Origin of the sequence: Arenimonas oryziterrae DSM 21050 = YC6267 (genome assembly GCF_000420545.1) — a bacterium.
Lineage (GTDB): Bacteria > Pseudomonadota > Gammaproteobacteria > Xanthomonadales > Xanthomonadaceae > Arenimonas > Arenimonas oryziterrae.
On sequence record NZ_ATVD01000010.1, the window covers coordinates 1 to 2482 of the forward strand.

Below are 2482 nucleotides of genomic sequence, written 5' to 3' on the forward strand. Positions count from 1 at the left end.
ACGTAGCGTCGACCCACCGTCTGCATCAACCGTCCGATCGCTCCGGCGGCACCGGGCGTGACCAGCAGATGGACGTGATTGGTCATCAGCACATAAGCATGAACGCGACAGTCGAGCTTGAGCGCCGCCTCGCGCAACTCCTGCAGGTAGCGCAGGTAATCGAGCTCGCGAAAGAAACAGGCCTGGCGATCATTGCCGCGTTGCACGACATGCTGCGCGCCCCGGTGATATCGAGTCGTGGCGTTCGCGGCATGGGCTTACCTCCAGAATTTCTCCAGAGGCCAGCCTCCCGCACCCGCCCTCAGCACCGCATCCACACCCCAGGAAAATCCGGGTCAGCCACCATCGATCAAACGCCTCGGAAAATGTACTCTGACCCCTGTTTTTGGGAGATGGTGGTACTCAGATTGGTGACATGGCCATCCAGTTCGCAGAAAGCAAAGACCGCCAATGAAGGCGGTCTTTGAGGGAACTATTTCTAGTTGGACCGAAAGGGGCTGGCGGGTTCAGTGGCGAATTCAGGAAATACCACTCTGACCCCTGTTTTCGCCTGTTTTCGCCTGTTTTTGTTTTCGCATCAGCGCACAACAATTTCGCCGAAATCAACTGCTCTATTCTGGCCGCCACCCTCATCAAGCGGAAACTGGAATTTCGCTGTTTTGCCCGCGAGCCCAGAGGCGCAAGCCACCCCAATGTAATATTCGCGCGGCCTAGGCGACACCACAAAATCCTCGCGCCATTTACCTGATACCGCTCTGGAAACTAGCTGGCGATTCGCCGCAACCAGATACAAGGAAACTGAACACCCTTCTACGGCCTGACCCCGCTCATCGACAATTCGCCCGGAAACGAACATCGTGGAATCACCCATGCAAGAAACCAAGAAAAAAACCAATACGGCGAGGCTAGCGATTCTGTTCATAGATTAGGATCCATTTGTACCCTTCGGTACGCTGATATTTGTATCGCGCAATGTTTCCTGGATCGTTAGCATAAGCCTTCGCAGCTGCTTCATATTTGTTGTCGAAGTAGTAATCATTTCCAGACAAATACTGCTTGGCAGATTCTACTGCATAGCGCGGCACCGTTAGCGTCCCTGGTCGCCACTGAACAAGAACATGGAAGTACTCCTCCAGAACCGAACTCGGCGACGCTAAGAAATCCTGCAACGACCCTATTAGAAATATGGCATTGCCCACAGTCACAGCATTGGCGTTGTCGCAGTCTTTGGCAAGCTGCGAGTATTCGTACACCTCAATTCCGCTAACATCCTGCCCGAAAACCACCTTTAATGCATATGCTTCATTTTCAGGCAAATTGACTCTATTTATGCGTCGCGACCCATTTTGACTCATAGGGTCTGTGTTTCTCACTCGATCACGCTGGGCCTTTTCTCTCGCGCGTCGTTCGCCGTCCGTTTCCTCGCGCGGCTGCTCTTCATCGCTAGATTTGGATTTTCGGCCATCAGGATCTGTAAATCTAAATGGATTGTTGTTCGCGTAGCTGAAGCGATTGAAAAACACGCCTGTCTCAGAATTGACTCCAATTGGATCAACACTCATAAATCGTCCTATCTCTGGATCATAGTACCGCTGCTGCATATACGTCAGCCCAGTCGCCTGATCCATCACATGCCCCGTATACCCCGTGCCATCAATGACCGAGTTGTAGGCCTCGCCATACGGCGAATAGCTATTCCGTCGAACAACCGCCCTCGCCGAATCCGTCTCCGCCACCGGACTCCCCAAACTATCGGTGTGCTGATACCGAATCGTCTCCGTACCGGAACCCCAAGCAACCGCCCGCGTCGCCACCTGCGTATTGCCCAGATAGATGTAGTAGATGTTCTGACTACGCCGCGCCTCTGATGAATACAGCACCTGCCCGGCCTGGCTGTAGATCCAGTACGTCGTTTGATCCGGCACGACATCCCGCGCCTGAACCCGACGCCCCAGACCGTCGTAGCGGTACTCCTGCACACCCGTGACTTGGCTCAGGCGATTCGCACTGTCAAAGACATACGCCTGAGCGCCCTTGCTCGTCGTATTGCCTTGCGCGTCATAGGTGAACGTGAACTGCGTCGCGCCCGCCGGGTTCTTGATGTCGTTCAGGCGGTTGGCGGCGTCGTAGTTGTAGCGGTACTGACGCGGCCCTTGGTCCGCACTGCGGATATTGTCCAGTGGATCGTAGGCATAGGTGGCGCTACCCCACTGCAGCGCGGAGTCGGCGACGATCAGGCGATCGAGATCGTCGTAGCCCATCGCACGCGAAGTCAAACCGGCCTGCGCACCGTCCGTAATGTAGGTCACATTGCCGTTTTCGTCGAAGACGTAGCTGTCATCGAGGATCGTCTTGCCTGTCACCGGATCCAAATCGACGTCCAGACTGCGACTGGGCATCTGTCGCGTGTTCTGGGTCATCGTGTGCTTGACGCCGTTGCCATAAAAGAAACCGCTGATGGCGCCGTTCGGGAAATAGGTGA

3 protein-coding genes are annotated in these 2482 nt (G+C 55.0%); all 3 read right to left on the reverse strand.

All coding sequences use genetic code 11. The features are described from left to right. The coding region (locus tag G467_RS17205) for a transposase (protein WP_026802736.1) at positions 1-206 on the reverse strand (206 nt) is incomplete at its 3' end. 371 nt (positions 207-577) lie between these two features. Next, positions 578-922, reverse strand: coding sequence for a hypothetical protein (locus G467_RS18105; RefSeq protein ID WP_155844909.1), 345 nt, complete (start codon positions 920-922; stop codon positions 578-580). Further along, positions 906-2482: RHS repeat-associated core domain-containing protein (locus G467_RS17715; RefSeq protein ID WP_281166680.1), on the reverse strand; the 1577-nt coding region annotated here is incomplete at its 5' end. The genes G467_RS17715 and G467_RS18105, both read right to left, overlap by 17 nt.